The 17,659-nt window shown below is 68.5% G+C and carries 11 protein-coding genes; 5 read left to right on the top strand and 6 right to left on the bottom strand.

Annotated elements, in window-relative coordinates; translation table 11 throughout:
* A partial coding sequence (locus ENSA7_RS10300) for a peptidase associated/transthyretin-like domain-containing protein (RefSeq protein WP_280523991.1) occupies positions 1 to 771 on the bottom strand: 771 nt, incomplete at its 3' end.
* Between the two features lie 132 nt (positions 772 to 903).
* Here ENSA7_RS10300 and ENSA7_RS10295 point away from each other — a divergent pair.
* A complete protein-coding gene (locus ENSA7_RS10295) occupies positions 904 to 3,138 on the top strand; it encodes a serine/threonine-protein kinase (RefSeq protein ID WP_181233581.1) in 2,235 nt (744 codons plus the stop codon).
* 8 nt (positions 3,139 to 3,146) lie between these two features.
* Here the strand turns inward: ENSA7_RS10295 and ENSA7_RS10290 are convergent, their stop codons facing one another.
* Positions 3,147 to 3,920: a DUF1295 domain-containing protein gene (locus ENSA7_RS10290; protein WP_106089060.1), complete on the bottom strand. Its 774-nt coding sequence runs from the start codon at positions 3,918 to 3,920 to the stop codon at positions 3,147 to 3,149.
* A 188-nt stretch (positions 3,921 to 4,108) separates the two neighbouring features.
* On the opposite strand from ENSA7_RS10290, the gene ENSA7_RS10285 reads away from it, so the two are divergent.
* Positions 4,109 to 4,816, top strand: coding sequence for a hypothetical protein (locus ENSA7_RS10285; RefSeq protein ID WP_146157547.1), 708 nt, complete (start codon positions 4,109 to 4,111; stop codon positions 4,814 to 4,816).
* A gap of 14 nt (positions 4,817 to 4,830) precedes the next feature.
* On the opposite strand, the gene meaB is transcribed toward ENSA7_RS10285, so the two are convergent.
* The 3 genes from meaB to ENSA7_RS10270 are packed head-to-tail and all read right to left on the bottom strand — an operon-like array spanning position 4,831 to position 10,050.
* Positions 4,831 to 5,832, bottom strand: a complete 1,002-nt coding sequence (meaB, locus tag ENSA7_RS10280; RefSeq protein WP_106089048.1) for a methylmalonyl Co-A mutase-associated GTPase MeaB — start codon at positions 5,830 to 5,832, stop codon at positions 4,831 to 4,833.
* Positions 5,829 to 8,033, bottom strand: a complete 2,205-nt coding sequence (gene scpA, locus ENSA7_RS10275; protein ID WP_106089047.1) for a methylmalonyl-CoA mutase — start codon at positions 8,031 to 8,033, stop codon at positions 5,829 to 5,831. Before scpA ends, meaB begins: the two co-directional genes overlap by 4 nt.
* 1 nt (position 8,034) lies before the next feature.
* Positions 8,035 to 10,050 (bottom strand): methylmalonyl-CoA mutase family protein, encoded by a 2,016-nt coding sequence (locus tag ENSA7_RS10270; protein WP_106089046.1) that lies wholly within the window; start codon positions 10,048 to 10,050, stop codon positions 8,035 to 8,037.
* 175 nt (positions 10,051 to 10,225) lie between these two features.
* Between ENSA7_RS10270 and map the strand changes: the two genes are divergently transcribed.
* From map to polA, 3 genes are read left to right on the top strand one after another with little or no spacing between them, the layout of a single operon-like run.
* Positions 10,226 to 11,059 carry a type I methionyl aminopeptidase gene (gene map, locus ENSA7_RS10265; protein ID WP_106089045.1) on the top strand — a complete coding sequence of 278 codons (834 nt, stop codon included), beginning with the start codon at positions 10,226 to 10,228 and terminating at the stop codon, positions 11,057 to 11,059.
* Positions 11,060 to 11,085: 26 nt separating this feature from the next.
* A complete protein-coding gene (locus ENSA7_RS10260) occupies positions 11,086 to 13,647 on the top strand; it encodes a cytochrome C (protein ID WP_181233579.1) in 2,562 nt (853 codons plus the stop codon).
* Between the two features lie 54 nt (positions 13,648 to 13,701).
* A complete protein-coding gene (polA, locus tag ENSA7_RS10255; protein ID WP_106089044.1) occupies positions 13,702 to 16,389 on the top strand; it encodes a DNA polymerase I in 2,688 nt (895 codons plus the stop codon).
* Positions 16,390 to 16,405: 16 nt separating this feature from the next.
* Here polA and ENSA7_RS10250 read toward each other — a convergent pair whose 3' ends face one another.
* Complete coding sequence (locus ENSA7_RS10250; RefSeq protein WP_106089043.1) at positions 16,406 to 17,617, bottom strand: penicillin-insensitive murein endopeptidase; 1,212 nt, start codon at positions 17,615 to 17,617, stop codon at positions 16,406 to 16,408.
* Positions 17,618 to 17,659: the final 42 nt, after the last annotated feature.

Raw genomic sequence — 17,659 nt, 5'->3', positions numbered from 1 at the left:
CCCCACGCCAGCCCCAACCGCGCCGAGCGACACCGCGACCCACCCCCCGATCAGCAGCTCACGATCGACAGCAACACGCGTGAGCGTGTACTCGATCCGCTGCTCGACCCCCTCGACGGCGGTCCACCGATGCAGCTGCGTCGCGTATCCTTCGGCGGTGATCTCGAGCTCATGACCGCCAGGAACCACGTCGAGCGAGGCCTGCCCCGGCCGAATCGTGACGCCGTCGAGGGCCAGGCGCGCGTGCTTGGGGGAGCCGCTGACGGTGAGCTGAGGCGGCCATGTTTGCGCGGCGAGGGCCTGCGCTATCTTTGCATCGAGCTCGGTGAGCTTCGCAGGGATTGCATCGAGTAGCTCTTGTTGGCCGCAAATACTGCACTCGACTGTGGTTCGCCCAAGTACCCTTCCGTCGGCGACGGCGTGAGCGACAAACTCGACCTGGAAGTCGCGATTATCGCGTAGTAAACGTGACATGATAATCACCCCGACGTCGCCCTTTTCAGCCGCTTGCCGAACGCACTCGAACTGGGCGCAGCCCTGGCCCTGCATGCGAATGGGGGCCCCAGTCGCTCTCTCGAGCGAGCTGACGACCGTTTGTTCGAATTCGCTCTGGAAGTAGGTTGGGAATTCCCCGTGGTAATCGACCGGGCCGAGGCCGGTCTCGTGGCCAAGAGACGGGGCCGGGGGACCGGCGACGACGAGGGCTGGATACAGCCACAAGCTGGCAACCAAAGTCCAGGGCATGGCGTTTGCTAATGGGGGCTCGCGCATGATGTGCATTCTACACGCACTTTATCCAAGTTACACTTTCTCAGTGTGTACATCTCGAGTTCCCCCGTGGCGAGCCAGGCGACATTAGCTCCGTTTGAAAGTCGGGTAGAGGTCGACACGACGCTCACCCGGGTGGAGGCCAGCTCGGTCTCGGGCTGGGAGCCGATCGAGAGCGGCAGTCGCTTGCTGGTCGGCGAGCTGGTGCCTGGCACGCGCCTGCAGATCATCGAGTGGATCGGCGAGGGCAGCATGGGGCAGGTGTTCGAGGCGCTCCACGTGGACATCCAGCGCCGGGTGGCGCTCAAGGTGCTGCGCGCGACCTTCGAGCGCTCGGCCGACATGTCCAAGATGTTCTCGAACGAGGCGCGGGCCTGCACTCGCATCGAGTCGCGCTTCGTGGTGGAGGTCATGGACTTCGGCGAGCTGCCGGACCACCGACCCTTCTTTGTCATGGAGCTGCTCGGGCGCGAGGATCTGCATGGCGCCCTGAAGGCCGGACGCATGTCGCTGGCCCGCGCGCTGCCGATCCTGCGCCAGTGCTGTAAGGCGTTGGCGGCGATCCACGAGGCTGGGTTGGTCCACCGTGACATCAAGCCCAAGAACGTGGTCTTGCAGCGGGAAGACGGGCGGGCGGATGCGGTCCGCGTGGTCGACTTGGGGCTGGCCGCCGAGCCGGGGAGCAACCCGAAGATCTCGGGGACGGGGCCGTACATGGCCCCCGAGCAGATCAACGGCCAGGACTTTGACGGGCGGGTCGACATCTACGCGTTCGGGTGCATGGCGTATGTGATGCTCGCCGGGCGTCCGCCCTTCGAGGGCCCGCTCGAGCAGCTGCTCGTCGCGCACGAGCTGACCGTGCCCGATCCGATCACGGCGCTGTGTCCGGAGCTGCCCGGGGCGCTCGATCCGATCTTGCTGCGCTGCCTTGAAAAGTCGCCCGAAGATCGCTGGCCAAACGCCCACGAGCTCGAGGCCGCGCTGATCGAATTGCAGATCGCCCAGGGCATCGTCACGCCCTGGGACGATCTGGCGCTGCCCAACGTAAATGATCAGCAGCGCGCACGGCTGGCCGAGGGCATGGCCCGTCGCAACCGTCCCCTGGGAATCGCAGGCTGGGCGCGGCTGGCGGTGGGGGTGGGAGTCACGTTGCTGCTCGGGGCGGTCGCGGGGCTGGCGTTTGCTGATCGTATTGGCGAACCGGCCGTGGCGGCGGCGGCGGCGGAGGCGGCGGCGGCGGCTCCGATGCTCGACGAGTCGCGCCTCGATCACCTGACCAACCAGACCCGGCTGGCGGCGTCGAAGGCCTATTGGGTGTATCCGCCAGCGTCGGGGCAGGCGACCGCGCTGCGCTGGATCAAGGTGCTCGAGGCCGAGCAGGGCGAGCTCGCGGCGCCAGCCCAGGCCCGCGCGGATGTGCTGCGCGACGAGATCGCGGAGACGCTGGTCCGGTTCGGTGATCGCTACTGGGAAGAGCCGCACGGGCAGACCTTCGCGCTCGAGTTCTACGCGCTCGCGCTGGTGTTCGTGCACGATCTCCCCCACGCGCTCGACCGCAGCCCGCTGACGCCGACGCAGCTGGCTGACTTGATCGCGCGGGCGGATCGGGGCCAGTTCAGTCAGGCGGAGCTGCGCGCAGGTAAGCTGATGGAGGCGCTGGCCGACACCGACGACGAGCGGCGACACACTCGTGTGGTCGCGCTGGTCGAGCCAGGCGCGGACCAGCGGCGCTGGCACGAGACCGAGGAGCTGCTGCAGCTCGTCGAGGTCGATACGACGACGATCGAGTCGCGCGACCCGTGGGTGGGGGCGCAGACGATGAGTATCGATCCCAGCCTCAATCCCAGCGTCGGGCCCAGCGTCGAGCCCAGCGTCGAGCCCAGCGTCGAGCCCAGCGTCGAGCCCAGCGTCGAGCCCAGCGTCGGGCCCAGCGTCGAGTCCAGCGTCGAGCCTGTGATCGTGGTCGAAGCGCCCGCCGATTCGCTCATCGAGGAGCCGAAGCACGGTGCGCCGCCCAAGGCCGCCGCCGCCCTGGTGTCGCGGGGCCGAGCTGCGACCAGCGGGGGCCGTCGTGTCGAGGCGCGGCGACTCTTCACCGAGGCCCTCGCGCTCGACAGCACCAGCATCGAAGCGCTGGCGGGGCTGGCCGAGCTTCACTTCGAGGCTGGCGAGTACAGCAAGGCGCTAGGCTTTGCCCGCCGAGCCGTGCAGCTACGGCCCGGCGAGGGTGAACTGCACGTGTTGGTAGGCGACTGCTACCTCAAGTCCATGCGCTACACCGAAGCCCGCGAGGCGTACAAGCACGCGGCGAACCTCGACCATGAGCTGGCCGCTGGCCGCCTGGCGAAGCTAGCGAAGCTGCTGCAATGAATGGGTGATCACCCGCGCGGCCACCACGGGATCAGCTTCGACGTCGTGCGCTGGTAGTCCGCATAGCTCGGGTACTTGCGCAGCGTCAGGGCTTCGGTGAAGCCCGTGGAGCCGTAGAACAGCGCGACCAGCACGACGGGGCCCGTGAAGATCGCCGCCCACTCGCGGGATCCCGCCGCGAGGGCGAAGGCAGCGACGACCCACCACAGGGCCTGCTCGGCGAAAAAGTTGGGGTGCCGCGAGAACCGGAACAATCCGGTGGTCAAGAATGGCGCCGGGCTCTCGCCACGCTCGAGGGCTGCGCGCTTGTTGGTCTGGAATTGCCATTGCTGCTGATCGGCGAGGGTCTCGAGCCCGAGCACGCCCAGGAACACCAGCGTGAGCAGACCGTCGACCCAGCCGAGCGGCGTCGGGTGCTTGGCGGCCGCCCACGCGGGCACGCTGAGCGCGAGCAGCAGGGCGTTCTGAAACCCAGCGATGAACGCGATGTTGAACACCTGGAACGCCTTGGGGCTCATGCCCTGGCGCAGGGCGGCCCACCGATAGTCCTCGCCGCCCGGTGCGTAGCCGCCCTTGCGGGCATAGTTGAAGGTCAGCCGCGCGCCCCAGCACAGCACCAGCGCGGCGAGCAGCACCAGGCGCGGGGTCCAGCCGCTGGCCCACGCAAAGTAGGCGACGTAGCCGACCGGCGTGATCGACCAGACCCGGTCGACCCACGAGTACTCGCGCGTGACGACGGAGAGCAGCCAGCAGCTCGCGGCGACGACGGCACAGGCAAGCATGGCGTTCGAGAGGATCGGGTCGAGCATGGGGCGCAGCATGCCGGAGGGCCGTCGAGTTGTCGTGGGGTCGTCGGTGATCCCGGCCACGAGGTGGGACTCGACGCGACGCGCCGAGCGCGGGCGGGGTGGACAGCCGCAGCGATAAGCCCCGATCATGCCGGATGCTCTCTCGCTGCGCTCCTTCATACGTGTCCTTGGTCCTCGCGCTGGGCCTGACGGTGGCTTGCACGAGCGGCGACGACGGTCCCGCGGTGTTCGAGACGACGACGACGGAGGAGTTGGGCGACGGCGACGGTGACGGCGATGGTGACGGAGACGGAGACGGAGACGGCGATGGCGATGGCGATGGCGATGGCGACGGCTGTGCCGATCCCGAGCAGCGCGTCGAATTCCAGCGCTTGCTGGCGACGTCTGGGCCGTTCCCGGATCCGATTCCGCTGATGGACAACCTCGATCTCGCGGTGATGCAGTCAGGGATTGGCAATGACGACCGCATCTATCTGTACGCCGACTACGACATGGTGGGTGGCACCTTCGCAACGAATTTCATGTATCTGACGATTGCCCTCAACGACATGGGCTGCGCGCTGAATACCGCCGTCGACATCGCCTCGCTCGATCTCGTCACGCTCCCCATTGTCGACGCGAGCGAGGGCGGGATGGATGCGATCGAGCAGGTGCCGCTTGGCGGTGGGGCCGATCCACAGAGCGTCAATGTCTGGGACATCACCGATGTCACGCTGCAAGACGATGACTGCGGCAACTCACCGCTGTTCTCGGTCTCGTACAGCCCAAATGGTGGGCCCTACCAGGTCCACTGGTCCTACGAGGGGGTCGACGCGGTGATCCGCGATATCAAGCTGTTTGCTGGCGGCGTCACCGAGATCTGCCCCTGAGCCGGGGTGCTCAGTCAGTCTTGCGCTGGGCCTCGAAAGACCGCGAGCAACTCCGCCGCCGCGTGGTCGGGCGCGAGCCGACCCTCTCGCACGTCGAGCTCGACCGTACGCATGCGCCCCCGCACCTGCTCGTGCTCGCCGAAGACCTCCAGCACCCCCCACTCGATCGCCCGCCACATCGCCTGAACCCGCTGCTGCGCGCGGTTGGCCTCCCACTCGCCGCTGGCGCTGAGGGCCGCCTGGAATCGCTCGATCTCGGCCCACAGCACGTCGACGCCCTCGCCGCTCACGCCCGAGCAGGTCAACACGGGTACGTCCCAGTGGACGCTCTTGCGCGGCATCAGGTGGAGCGCTCGCGCATACTCGACCCGCGCCCGCCGAGCCCGCTCGACATTGTCGCCATCCGCCTTGTTGATCGCGACCAAGTCGGCCAATTCCAGGATCCCCCGCTTGATCCCCTGCAGCTCGTCGCCGGCCCCGGCCAGCATGAGCACCAAGAAGCAATCGACCATTCCCGCGACCATGGTCTCGCTCTGCCCCACGCCCACGGTCTCGACCAGCACCACTTCATAGCCGGCCGCCTCGCACAACAAAATTGCTTCGCGGGTCCGCCGGGCCACGCCGCCGAGCGACCCGCGACTGGGGGAGGGCCGCACGAACGCCAGCGGATCGCGGGCCAGCTCCTGCATGCGGGTCTTGTCGCCCAGGATCGAGCCGCCGCTGCGGGTGCTCGAGGGATCGACGGCGAGCACGGCGACCTTGGTGCCCCGGGCGGTCAGCTGCCGACCCAGGGTCTCGATGAAGGTGCTCTTGCCGACCCCGGGGACGCCGGTGATCCCCACGCGGATCCCCGCGCCCGTGTGCGGCAAGATCCGCTCGCCGAGCTCGCGGGCCAGGGCTTGATCGCGCGCGAGGCTGCTCTCGATCAGCGTGATCGCCCGCCCCAGCGCGCTGCGATCTCCGGCGAGCACGCCCGCCTCGAGCTCGTGCACGTCGACGCGGCGCGGCGGTGTCAAAGGGTGAGCTCCAGCTGCACGGCGAGCTGGTCGAGCACCGACTGGGCCGCCTGGGCAAGCACGGTGCCGGGTCCGAAGATCGCCGCCACGCCCAGCTCGCGCAGCGCAGCGTGGTCGCCGGGTGGGACCACGCCGCCGACCACGATCATGATGTCCGGGCGCCCGAGCTCGGTCAGCGCGGTGATCAGCGCGGGCACCAAGGTCAGGTGCCCGGCCGCGAGCGAGCTGACCCCGATCACGTGTACGTCGTTCTCGACGGCCTGGCGCGCGGTCTCGTCGGGGGTCTGAAACAAGGGCCCGACATCGACATCGAAGCCCATGTCGGCGAAGCCGGTCGCGATCACCTTGGCCCCGCGGTCGTGTCCGTCCTGGCCCATCTTGGCGACCAGCAAGCGCGGCCTTCGGCCCGACTGTTGTTCGAACGCGGCGGTCTGCTGCTGCACCCGCTCGAGCTCGGCGCCCTCGCCCCCGTGAAGCTCGCTCGAGTACACCCCCGCGATGGTACGCGTCTGCGCGACGTGCCGCCCCCAGACCTGCTCGAGCGCGAGGCTGATCTCACCCACGGTCGCCTTGGCGCGCGCGGCGTCGATCGCAAGCGCGAGCAGGTTGCCCTCACCGGTGCTGGCACACTCGCGCAGCGCCTCGAGTGTGCGCTCGAGCGCGGCGGCGTCCCGCTCGGATTGGAGCTGGCTCAGGCGCGCGAGCTGGGCCTCACGCACGGCGCTGTTGTCGACCTGCCGCACGTCGATCTCGGGCTCATGCTCGAGCACGTTGCGGTTGACGCCGATCACCGCCTGCTGGCCGCCGTCGATCCGCGCCTGGGTGCGGGCGGCGGCCTCTTCGATGCGCAGCTTGGGCACCCCGGCCTCGATCGCCTTGGCCATGCCGCCGATCTGCTCGATCTCTTCGATCAGGGCGCGGGCCTTGCTGACCAGCTCGTGCGTGAGCCGCTCGACGTAGTAGCTGCCGCCCCAGGGATCGGCGACCTCGCAGATCCCTGTCTCCTCTTGCAGCTGGATCTGGGTGTTGCGGGCCAGCCGAGCCGAGAGCTCGCTGGGCAGCGCCAGCGCCTCGTCGAACGCGTTGGTGTGCAGCGACTGGGTGTGCCCCAGCGTGGCCGCGAGCGCCTCGACGCAGGTCCGCGCGACGTTGTTGTAGGGATCCCGGGCGGTCAGCGACCACCCGGAGGTCTGGGAGTGAGTGCGGAGCGCGAGCGACTTGGGGTCCTCGGGGTTGAAGCGCCCGACGATCTCCGCCCACAGCAAGCGCGCGGCCCGGAGCTTGGCGACCTCCATGAAGAAGTTCATGCCGATCGCCCAAAAGAACGAGATCCGGGGCACGAACGCGTCGACCTGAAGGCCCGCGGCCACGCCCGTGCGAATGTACTCGAGCCCGTCGGCCAGCGTGTACGCGAGCTCGAGATCCGCGGTCGCGCCGGCCTCTTGCATGTGATAACCCGACACCGAGATCGAGTTGAATTTGGGCATGTGCGTGGCCGTGTACGCGAAGATGTCACCAATAATCCGCATCGAGGGCGCCGGCGGATAAATATAGGTGTTGCGGACCATGAACTCTTTGAGCACGTCGTTTTGAATGGTCCCCGTCAGCGCGGACTGGGCCACCCCCTGCTCCTCGGCGGCGACGATGTAGAGCGCGAGGATCGGCAGCACCGCGCCGTTCATGGTCATCGACACGCTCATGCGATCGAGGGGAATGCGATCAAACAAGATCCGCATGTCCAAGATCGAGTCGATCGCGACGCCGGCCATGCCCACGTCCCCGACCACGCGGGGGTGATCGCTGTCGTAGCCGCGGTGGGTGGCCAGGTCGAACGCGATCGACAGGCCCTTCTGCCCGGCCGCGAGGTTGCGCCGATAAAACGCGTTGCTGGCCTCGGCGGTGGAGAAGCCCGCGTACTGGCGAATCGTCCAGGGCCGGACCGCATACATGGTCGCGTAGGGCCCCCGCAGATACGGCGGCAGGCCCGGGGCGGTGTCGAGCTGGCCGGCCTCGTCGACCTCGCGCAGATCTTCGGGCGTGTAGATCGGCGCGACCTCGATGCCCTCTGGGGTGGTCCAGGGTGACCGCGCCGCGTGGGCCGGGTCGGGCGGCGTCTCGCTGATCTCGATCGCGTCGAACTCGAGGGTGGCCCAATTTGGGAGGGAGTTGGGGAGGGAGTTGGGAACGGATGGCTCGGACATGTCAGGCACGCTCCTGGTCGCCGGTCGAGATCACGCCGAGCTCGCGCAGCGCGTACTCGAGCTCTTCGAGCAGGTCGCCGCCCGCGAACAGGTAGCGGGGCGGCAGCTCGGGATCGAGGCCCCAGTCGTGATCCCGGGGTGGGCGGCCGGCGACCCACACAGCCCCGGCCCCGGCCGCGCGCAGGCTGACCAGCAGCGGCGCGACGAGCTGCGCGTAGTCTCGGTCCTGCCCGCAGATCAGCGCGAGCGAGCAGCCGCTCGCTTGCAGACCCGCGCGCACGCTGTCGTGCAAGCGCTCGGGGTCGTCGGTGGCGAAGCCCTCGCTCGCAACAATCTCGATCCCGCCAGCGAGGAAGCTGTTGGCCGCGAAGTCGGCCCGCGCTTGAAAGCCCGCGATCGAACCCAGGTTGCACGAGTAGATCCGCGGCGGGGCCCCGTGCTTGCTCGCCCAGGCCGCGCTGGCGTCTCGCAGTCGCTCGAACGGCGCGGCGAGGCGCAGGCGCGGCACCGGGGCGATCTCGGCCGGATCCAGGACCGGGCTGAGCCGGGCCTGATCGGGGCTCGCGTGCGGCCGGCTTTCGCTCCCGGCTGCGAACGTATGGCTGGGTCGCGGCGACGCGGGCGGCTCGTCCAGGGCAGGGTAGGTGCTCACGCCGGTCACGCCCTGGCGGCGCGTGGCGACCTGAACCCGCAGGCGCTCGGCCGACGCGGCGATGCTGCGCTGGATCGCCCCCGAGCACAGGTTGGCGACCAGGCCACCGCTGCGCTCGAGCTGACGAAACCGGGTCCAGGCCGCCCGCGCGAGCCCGTCGGTGAGCGACTCGACGTACCAGCTGCCAGCCGCGGGATCGATCACCCGACCGAGGTGGGCCTCCTCGCGCAGGATCAGCTGGGTGTTGAGCGCGTGCCGCCGGCCGAGCTCGCTGCCGTGCCCGAGCCGCTCGACCTCGTTCACGTCGTCGCGCGTGGGGCCGCCCGAATTGTCGACCAGATCGTCGAACGCCGCGGTCGCGATCGAGTTGGCGCCGCCGGTCGCGGCCGCGAAGCTCCCCACCGTCCCGCGCAAGAGGTTCACCCACGAGCCGTGCCGGGTCCATGTTCGCGCCGAGCTCGTCGCGTGGATCCACAGCTCGGCGTGCTCGTGACCGGCGGCCTTCGTGAACTTGGCCCACAGCACTCGGGCCGCGCGGAGCTTGGCGATCGCCTCGAACGGGCGGCCGGCGATCGGCAAGGTCCACAGCATCGCGCTGGCGAGGTCCGCGATCTCGAGCCCGAGCCCGGCGCCGCGGCGCAGCAGCTCGGCGCAGGTGGCGAGCGCGAGCGCGAGCTCCTCGGCGTCGCTGGCCCCGCCGGCGTGGTAGCCACAGGTCGAGACCCCGAGCAGTCCGGTGCGCATGCCCAAAATAGCGTCGCTCAGACGAGTGAGCGCGCCCTCGAAGTTCTGCTCGAGGCTGCCCGTGTGGATCAGCGCGCTGATCGGGTCGTAGATCACACCGCCGCAGCTGGGCCCGCGACCGAGCTCGACCGTCATGGCCTGGCCGGCGTCGTCGCTGTGGGCGTCGAGCCACTCCTCGAGCGCGTCGGCCCAGATCGGGGCGAGCAGCCCGGCGTCGAAGAACACCGGGGTGGCCGCAGGGTCGATGCCGTCGAGCAGCACGTCGAGCTGCTCGAAGGCGTCACACACCAGCCCGTCGGGCTGCGCGCCCGGCTCCCGACCGGCCCGCAGCTCGCTGTCGAGGGTGAACCAGGCCCCGCCCGCGCCGAGCTCGAGGTCGCGGCGCGCGGCGGCGTTGGCCGCCCTGGGATCGACGTGACGGTACTCCTGCACGCTCATCCACGCGCTGGCGGGCAGCTGCCGGGGCGCCCGGGCGTCGTCGTCACGCAGGTAGAGCGGCGGCACCTCGATACCGTCGGCCGTCGTGCGGGTCAGGCTGGCGAGCGGCCGGCCCTTTAGCTCATCGTTGGCCTTGGCCTCCCACTGCGCGCGCGTCACGGGCGAAAACTTGATGTAGCTCATGTGCCTTGCAAACCATTTAGCAAACTATCCTGCCCCCCCACAGAGAGCCTGGGCAGTTCGCCGACTGCAATTGACCGCTTGAAAGTGGCCCAGAACGGCGTTCAAACAGGTAAAATGTCGAATTCGCCGCCGAGTGTTGGTTGACGGTGTGCGGGACCTCGGCTAGTTAGCGGACATGGCCATCGTCATCCATGGCGCCGACGAGATCGCTAAAATGCGGGTCGCTGGCGAGATCGCGGCGGGCACCCTGGCTTACGTCGCGAGCAAGCTCCGCGCTGGGGTGACCACCAAAGACATCGACAATTGGGTGCGCGAGGACACGGCGCGGCGCGGCGCCCTCCCCAGTCAGCTTGGCTACAAGGGGTTTCCAGCGGCAGTGTGCACCAGTCGCAACGAGATCATCTGTCACGGGATCCCCAACCCCGAGCACGTGTTGGTGGCCGGCGACATCGTCAACGTCGACGTGACCTCCAACATCGACGGCTATCACGGCGACACCTCGGCGACCTTCCAGATCGGTGAGGTCAGCGACGACGCTCGCAAGGTGACCGACGTGTGCTTCCGCTGCCTCAACGCGGGGATCTCGGTCGTGCGTCACGGCGCGCGGCTTGGGGACGTCGGCGCCGCGATCATGGAGATCGCCAGCAAAGAGGGCTGCGGCGTCGTCGAAGAATTCGGTGGTCACGGGATCGGTCGCAAGATGCACATGGCCCCGCACGTGCCTCACAACGGCACGGCAGGTCGCGGGGTCCGGTTGCGCGCGGGCATGACCTTCACGATCGAGCCCATGATCACGATCGGCCACCCGCGGGTGGTCCAGCTCGACGACGGCTGGACGGTCGTCACCCACGACGGCTCGCCCACCGCTCAGTTCGAGCACACGGTGCTGGTCACCAAAGACGGGTACGAAGTGCTCACGGCCCAGCGCACGCCGCTTCCGTTGATCCGGCCTGGCTTCCTCGAGGGTGAGCAGGCCGGGGGCGAGCCAGCACTGGCCGGTCCCGCCTGAGCCCCGCGCCGGAGCTCGTCGCCAACGTGGCCAGCCGCCCAGCGCGTGGAGTTTGGGTCGCGCTCGTGTTTGTCGCGCTCGCGCTGGTCGGCGCGTGCCGCCCTGATCCGCCCGATCCCGCGGTTGTCGTCGAGCAAGTCCAGCGCGACTACCCGCCGCCAGTGGCCCCACCCGCGCCGGATCTGGCCAAGCTGTGGTCGCGGACCGGGTGCACCGCAAATGGTTGCCACAGTGGCATTGAGCCGATCCGTCAGCCCGACACGGGCATGATGCAGAAGATCCTCGCGCGCGGGCGCGAGTTTGGTGATCGAGACGGCTGCACGGTCTGTCATGGCGGTGACGCCAGCGCGACCTCGCCGAATCTGGCCCACCACGGCAACAACCCCAAGCTGGCCGCGGCTGGCGGGCCCGATCAATTCTTCGCGGATCCGGCCTCGCCGTGGGTCAACGAGCGCAGCTGCGGGCAGTGCCATGCCGAGCTGGTGACCGCCCAGTGGAACAGCCTGATGATGACCGAGGCCGGCAAGATCCAGGGCACGACCTGGTCATTCGGGATCCCCAAGGACTACGAGCATCGCTGGGCCAACTACGACGCACAAAACCCCGAAGATCCGCACGCGCGGCTGGGCACCGATGCCTACCGCGCGTACATGCAGTCCAAGACCGAGGCGCATCCGAACGTGTTCGTGGATAGCCACGAGCAGCTGCCCGCGGCGCCCGTCCCGGGCGTCAACGAAGAGGACTGGGAGGAGCTGCGTACGGACCCGGGCCAGGCCGCGTACACGTATATCCGCAGCGAGTGTCAGCGCTGCCACCTGGGCGTGAAGGGCCGGGAGAAACGCGGCGACTATCGTGGGATGGGCTGCGGCGCGTGTCACCTGCCTTATGGCAACGAGGGCCTGTACGAGGGGGGCGACGCGATGATCCCCCGCGACAAGCCTGGCCGGCCCCTGGTTCACTCGATCCAGGCCACGCGCGACAGCTGGGTGCACGCAAACGGGCAGGCGTACACGGGCGTGCCGGTCGAGACCTGCACCACCTGTCACAACCGCGGCAAGCGGATCGGTGTCAGCTATCAGGGCTTGATGGAGTCGGCTTGGGCCTCGCCCTATACAGAGGGCGGCGGCGGTGCGATCGAGCAGCCGGGGCTGCACACCAAGCACTACATCGCGATGCAGCAGGATATCCACTATCAAAAGGGGATGCTCTGCCAGGACTGCCACACCAGCGGTGACGTGCATGGCGACGGGTTCTTGGCCGCGGCCAACCTCGGGCCCATCGAGATCGAGTGTACGGATTGCCACGGGACCCCGTCGGCGATGCCGTGGGAGCTGCCGCTGGGCTGGGGCGACGAGAACGCTCGCGCGGATCTGGGGACACTCGGGGATCAGGGGCGCGGGGTCGCGACGCTGCTGCCCGAGCACCTGCGCGCTGGGGCGGCGGCCGAGCCCGAAGATGGCTGGATCCTGACGGCGCGGGGCAACCCCATGCCCGAGGTCGTGCGCCGCGGTGACGCCGTGTTGGTGCACACCGCTGGCGGCAAGACGCTGGTGCTCGATCCGCTGGCGGCCAAGTCGAGGCGCGGCGGGCTGTCGACCGAGGCGCAGGTCGCCATGGTCCACAGCGATCACCTGGACACGATGGAGTGCTACGCGTGTCACTCGAGCTGGGCGCCGCAGTGCTACGGCTGCCACGTGGAGGTCGACTATCGCGACTCGGTCGCCAGCTACGACTGGGTCGCGGCCGGCAATCGCCACAAGCTCACCGCTGCCGGGCGGGTCAAGCCCGACGAGCACGGCTGGGACGATCTGAAGCTACCGGGCAAGGTCACCGAGATGCGCTCGTACATGCGCTGGGAGGACCCGCCGCTGGGGATCAACGGCGAGGGTCGGGTCACGCCGCTGATCCCCGGCTGCCAGACCAGCGCGACCGTGATCGGGCCTGACGGCGAGGTGCTCGCGCTCAACCAGCTGTTTCGCACCCCGCCCAACACCGAGGGCGGCGGCGAGCAGGGCCAGCTGGGGATCGACATGAGCCCGGTGCAGCCGCACACGGTCGGCAAGTCGCGCAGCTGCGAGTCATGCCATGGATCGGACAAGGCGCTCGGCTATGGGATCGGCGGCGGACGGATGACCGCGCCGTGGGAGGGCGACAAGGTCGTGGATCTGACGACCGCGGACGGCCGGGTGATCTCGCGCAACGCGAAGCCGCAGATCGCCGGAATTGACGGTCTCACGGACTGGTCGGCGATCGTGGATCGTGAGGGCAATCAGCTGCAGACGGTCGGGCATCACTTCGCCGGATCGGGGCCGCTGCCCGACGACATGCGGGCGCGGATGGATCGCAACAATGTGTGTGTGGGCTGCCATCAGGAGATCCCCGAGCAGAGCCTGGCCGTGTCGGTGCTCTCGCATGTGTCGACGGCCCTCGACATGCAGCCGACGGAACACGACGCGCACGAGGATCTGCTCGACAAGATCCTGCTGAGCGCAGCGTGGGTGCAGGTGCTCGGGATCGGGTTTGGTGGCGTGCTGTTCCTCGGTGGCGTGTGGCTGGGCTGGCGGCGGCTGCGTCGGCGCGAGGCTTGACGACGCGACCGGTCGGGGCTCGACCGGCCTTCGCCGCGGCGTTACCCTGGCCCGGTGGCCACTCCCGAGCGCCTGATCCTCATTGACGCCAGCGCCCTGATCTACCGGGCCTACTACGCGATCCCGAGCAACTTCACGACCGCGGACGGGCTCCACACCAACGCGATCTACGGGTTCGCCACGATGTTCCGCAAGATCCTCTCGGGCCGCCAGCCCGAGCGCGGCGCGGTCGTATTCGACGCCCCGGGCCAGACCTTCCGCGAGAAAAAGTACCCCGAGTACAAGGCCCAGCGCCCACGCATGGACCCGGAGCTGCGTGAGCAGCTCGAGTGGGTCGACAAGCTCGTCGAGGCCCACCAGTTCCCGCGCCTGCGCGCGCCCGGCTACGAGGCCGACGATGTGATCGGCACGCTCACGCGCCAGGCGACCGAGGCCGGCATGGAGGTCTACATCATCTCCGGCGACAAGGACTTCGCCCAGCTGATCTCCGACAGCGTGCGCATGGTCGACACCCTGCGCGACATCACCTTCGATCCCGAGCTGGTCCGCAAGAAGTGGGGCGTGCTCCCCGACAAGTTCGTCGATCTGCTCGCGATGACCGGCGACAAGGTCGACAACATCCCGGGGATCCCGGGCGTTGGCGCGAAGACGGCGGCCAAGCTGCTCGACAAGTACGGCGATCTCAACGGGATCCTCGCCCACATCGAGGATCTCAAGGGCAAGCAAAAGGAGCGCTTCGAAGATCACCGCGAGCAAGCGGTGCTCTCGCGCGAGCTCGCGACGATCGACACCAACGTCCCGCTCGAGCTCGGGCTCGACGATCTCACGCTCGTGCCGGTCGAGCCCGCCGCGCTCAACGAGCTCTACAAGCGGCTCGAATTCTACTCGCTGCTGTCCGAGAAAGAGGCCGCCAAAGATCAGGCCGCCGACGCCAGCGCCGACTTCACCGCGATCACCACGCTCGCCCAGCTCGACGCCATGCTGGCCAGCTTCCCGCCCAAGGGCGAGGGCGCCGTGGCGGTGTTCCCGGTCTACGATCACCCCTCGCCGGTCCGCGGCGACCTCGCTGGCTTCGCGTTCTCGTTCGTCCCCCAAAGCGCGCGTTTCGTCCCGACCGGATGCGCCCAGGGCCTCGGCGAGCCAGCCCTCGCCAAGCTCAAATCGTGGTTCGAGGAGCCGGAGCGCTACAAGATCAGCCACTCGTGCAAGTCATTGTGGGTCGCGCTGCGGCGCGTGGGCATCACGCTGCGGGGGGCGGTCGGCGACACGATGCTCGAGTCGTTCTTGATCGACCCGTTCAAGCTGATCCCGCACGAGCTCAGCCAGATCGCCAAAGAGTACCTGCAGCGCACGATCCCGCCGGCCAAGCGCGTGCTCGGGGCCGGCAAGAGCGTCAAGCTGTTCACCGAGCTCACGCCCGACGAGCTGTGCGAGTGGAGCTGCCAGCAGGTCGAGGTGATCGCGGCCGCGTTCCCCAGCATGCGCGAGCGGCTCGACGCGGAGGGCCACCGCGAGTACCTCGAGACCGTCGAGCTGCCGCTGTCGTGGGTGCTGGGCCAGATGGAGCTCGACGGCATCGCGGTCGACAGCGACGACCTCGCCAGCATGGGCGCCGAATTTGCCGAGCGCCTCGCAACCCACGAGCAAAAGATCTACGAGCTGGCCGGCCGCGAGTTCAACATTGCCTCGCCCAAGCAGCTCGGCGAGGTGTTGTTCGACGAGATGAAGCTGCCGGTCATCAAGCGGACCAAGTCCGGCTATTCGACCAAGGCCGAGGTGCTCGAGCGGCTCGCCGCCAAGACGAATCTACCCGGTCACGAGATCGCCGAGCACCTGCTCGAGCACCGCAAGCTCGCCAAGCTGATCAACACTTACACCGAGGTGCTCCAGAACGCGGTCAACCCCGCGACCGGACGGATCCACACGACCTTTCAGCAGACCGTGGGCGTCAGCGGGCGACTGATCACCACCGAGCCCGACCTGCAGCGCACACCCGTCAAGACGCCCGAGGGTCGCCGCATTCGCCAGACCTTTGTGTCGGCGCCCGGCTACAGGCTGATCTCGGCCGATTGGAGCCAGATCGAGCTGCGCCTGCTCGCGCACTTCACGGGCGACGAGCGCCTGGTCGACTCGTTCACCCGGGGTCTCGACGTGCACGCGCGCACGGCCGGGCAGCTGTTCGAGATCCCGTCGGATCAGGTCACGCCCAAGCAGCGCGGGGTCGGCAAGCTGGTCAATTTTGCGACGATCTACGGCCAGGGCGCGACCGCGCTCGGCCAGATCCTGGGGGTCCCGCGCAAGCAGGCCGAGGCGTATATCAACGGGTACTTCGAGTATTATTCGGGCGTGCGAACGTGGCTCGACGCGACGATCGCCCAGGCCCACATTGATGGGTATGTGGAGACCGTCCTCGGTCGGCGTCGCTACATTCCCGAGCTGTCGAGCAACAATTGGCAAGACAAGCAATATGGCGAGCGGATCTCGGCGAATACCCCGATCCAGGGCTCCGCCGCTGATATCTGTAAGCTCGCGATGCTGCGGATCGACGCCGAGCTGAAGGCCGCGAAGCTGCAGACCAAGATGCTGCTGCAGATCCACGACGAGCTGGTGTTCGAGGCGCCCGAGGCGGAGGTCGAGCGCGTGGTTGCGATCGCGCGCACGCAGATGGAGCAGGTCTATCCGCTGAAGGTCCCGCTGGTCGCCGACGTCGGCGTCGGCAAGAACTGGTCCGAAGCGCACTAGCCTTGGGCACAGGCGGTCAGTCGCCGCATACGGGCTCGAACGGACCGCAGGCGTAGCGCACGTGAATGTGGCCTTCGTGCCCGGGGGAGTGGCGGACGAGGCCGCGATTCGCGTGTCGGCCTCCTGGGAACTGAAACAGCTCGGCGAGGCGGGTCTCACTGACGCCGAGGCGTCTGGCTTCGCCCAGCAGTTCGCGCTGAGCGGCATAGTCCAAGAAAATGACCTTCACCGCCCCGGATCGGGCAAATGCTGCGATCAACTCCCAGGCCGCGGCCCAGTCCACGCTCTCGGGCTTCACGGGTTGCGACGCGCGAACGCCAGCGCGGATCGGCAGGCGAATGTCGATGTCCCGCCCCGACTGGTGGGAGATGTGCGGCCCGATCTTGCCGCCGCGGCGAAAGCTCATCGAGCCCAGCATCAGCGTGCCCAGGTAGCCGCTGGTCCGGTGGAATTCATCGAGGGTCACGACCAGGTGGCGAACCGCGAAGGTCGTGCCCCAGCTCGAGTTGGGGTAGCGTCGCTCGTAGCCCTCGCCCGGGGGGACCTGCACGCCAGCGATCAAACGCCCAGATTGCGGGGTGCCGATGCTGTGGGCGCGCGGCGGGATCAGGGCGGCGCGGCCGGCAGCAGGACCTTCGTCGCGGGCGGCGTCTCGGACCATCGGCTCGACCCACACGCTCACGCGCTCGCCAGGCTCGAGCGTCCAGCCGATCTCGTCCTTGTTCCAGGCCTGAAGGTGGCGATCGAACACGGCATGACGGCGGCCCAGCGAGTCCCAGGTGTCGCCCTTGGCTGCTATGTGGATCAGCTGCTCACGCGGCGGCGGCAGGCGTCTGGCTCGGACCCGGAGGGGCCCCGGTCGGCTCGGGTGCAGGCGGCCTCTCGGCGACATGCCGTTCCAGCGGCGAAGGTCGCGGGCCGAGACGCCATAGCGGATCGCTACGATCTCGATCGTGTCGCGCGGCAGGCTCTGGTGGTGTATCCAGCGCGGCAGCGGCTCGCTACCGAGCTGCGTGAGCGGGCGCGGGCGAACGTCGGGAGGTTCAGTGATGTCGAACCACGTCGACTTCTCGACCGGCGGTGGGGAAGCCTTCGGCTGTCTGGCCGGCGCGAGCCCCTGTGGCTCCAAGCTGGGGGGCGAGTCGACCATGAGCTCGCGCCGCCCGTCGGCCGCCGCCGAGACCGTCACGAGCGCGCCGATCAGCAGCAACGACGACCACGAACGCACAAGCTGAGCCTAGCGAGCTCGTGCGTCGCGTCGAGCATGTCA

This window comes from Enhygromyxa salina (assembly GCF_002994635.1).
Lineage (GTDB): Bacteria > Myxococcota_A > Polyangia > Nannocystales > Nannocystaceae > Plesiocystis > Plesiocystis salina_B.
Note: the sequence above shows the minus strand (reverse complement) of the source record. Positions and strands in the feature narration are given on the sequence as shown.

What these genes read in the sequence shown, in the direction of transcription:
- ENSA7_RS10270 (WP_106089046.1), bottom strand. Translation starts at nt 10,050, where the DNA reads ATGAGCTACATCAAGTTTTCGCCCGTGACGCGCGCGCAGTGGGAGGCC.
- scpA (WP_106089047.1), bottom strand. Translation starts at nt 8,033, where the DNA reads ATGTCCGAGCCATCCGTTCCCAACTCCCTCCCCAACTCCCTCCCAAAT.
- map (WP_106089045.1), top strand. Translation starts at nt 10,226, where the DNA reads ATGGCCATCGTCATCCATGGCGCCGACGAGATCGCTAAAATGCGGGTC.
- ENSA7_RS10290 (WP_106089060.1), bottom strand. Translation starts at nt 3,920, where the DNA reads ATGCTTGCCTGTGCCGTCGTCGCCGCGAGCTGCTGGCTGCTCTCCGTC.